Raw genomic sequence first — 1,423 nt, 5'->3', positions numbered from 1 at the left:
GCGGCTGAGTAATGCGCAAGTCAAGCAGCTTTTCGGCTTGGATCGAAGGCCCGGCGGGTGTGGATCATGGTCCAGAGGACGGTGACGCGCCTGCGTGCGAGGGCGATAAGCGCTTGGGTGTGGTGCTTTCCCTCGTTTCGTTTGCGGTCGTAGAAGGCCTTGGACAGCGGATCTTTGGTGGAGACGGCGCAGAAGGCACTCTGGAAGAAGACGCGTTTGAGTGCTTTGTCCCCGCCATTGGCGCGACGCCATCCCATCGACTTTCCGGACTGGCGGATGATCGGCGCCAACCCAGCGGCGCTGGCGAGAGCGTCGGCGGACGGGAAGCGGTCCATGGTGCCGATGCTGGCGATGAGTTCGGCCGTGAGCACCGCCCCCATCCCCGGCAGGGTGCGGATGAGGGCGCCGTCAGGGTGGCGGTCGAGAAGCGCCTCGATATCCCTGTCGAGCCGGGAGATGGTATCGCGCGCCTGAAGGGCCTCGACCGCGATCTCGCGGATCATGTCGGCGAAGAGGGTCTCGCCAGGCACCACGGTTCTCTGCGCCTGAGCGGCATCGAGCGCGGTGCGGGCCAGGGTTTCGGCTGCATGGAGATGCGGCGTCTTCTTGAGATAGGAGGCGATCCGCTTCTGGCCGGCGGCTCGGATCTGTCCGGGCGTGACATAACGGGAGATCAGGACGAGCGGTCCCTTGCCCGTCAGGTCGAGCCGTCGTTCCAGACCGGGATGGATGGCGCCGAGGAGTTGGCGCAGCCGGGAGATGCGGCGGGTCTGATCGTCGGTCAGCTCGCGACGGCGCGTGATCTTCAGGCGCAAGGCAATGACGGTCTCGTCGTCAGGCAGGATCGGGCGCAGCGCGCGGGTGCGGACCAGATCGGCGATGGTATGGGCATCGCGAGGGTCCGATTTGCGTTCGCCGCCGACGAAGCCGTGACCGGCCCGATTGACGGCGATACCGGGCACATGGACGAGGCGCAGTCCCTCGGCCAGCAGCACGGCCTCAAGAAAGCGGGCCAGCGAGCCGGTGATGTCCAGACCGACCACGACGTCGTCGCCGAGGGCACGGATCTCCTCGGCCAGGCGGTCGACATCGGATTGTGCGTTGTCGACGGCGCGGTTGAGAAGAACCCGGGCGGTGTGGTCGATCGCACAGACCCAGTGAGTGTGCTTTGCGACGTCTATTCCAACGAAAACCTCCATGGGGTGCCTCGCAGGGTTGGCAGCCAGCGCAGGCCCAGGCTCGCCGACATCGCCTTACATAGCCATCGCGGGCATCGAGCAATCAGCGGTCGATCCAGGGCGGTGAGGTGGACGGCGCAGCCGCCGGAGCCTTCGAGGACAGCCAGAATGACAGCCATATCCGCCTCACCTGCGCCGGGACAGTCTGCGGCCATCCGAGACGCTATGAAAAGGGGTAAGGCCGA

The 1,423-nt window shown here is 65.9% G+C and carries 1 protein-coding gene; it reads right to left on the bottom strand.

All coding sequences use genetic code 11. From position 1 onward, the window contains the following. Positions 1-20: 20 nt before the first annotated feature. Complete coding sequence (locus M4J39_RS22760; protein ID WP_251730790.1) at positions 21-1,199, bottom strand: IS110 family transposase; 1,179 nt, start codon at positions 1,197-1,199, stop codon at positions 21-23. Positions 1,200-1,423 lie beyond the last annotated feature (224 nt).

The sequence above is a fragment of the Pleomorphomonas sp. NRK KF1 genome (assembly GCF_023721755.1).
GTDB lineage: Bacteria > Pseudomonadota > Alphaproteobacteria > Rhizobiales > Pleomorphomonadaceae > Pleomorphomonas.
The sequence above is the reverse complement of the archived record's forward strand: the minus strand, read 5'-3'. Positions and strand labels throughout refer to the sequence as shown.

What these genes read in the sequence shown, in the direction of transcription:
- M4J39_RS22760 (WP_251730790.1), bottom strand. Translation starts at nt 1,199, where the DNA reads ATGGAGGTTTTCGTTGGAATAGACGTCGCAAAGCACACTCACTGGGTC.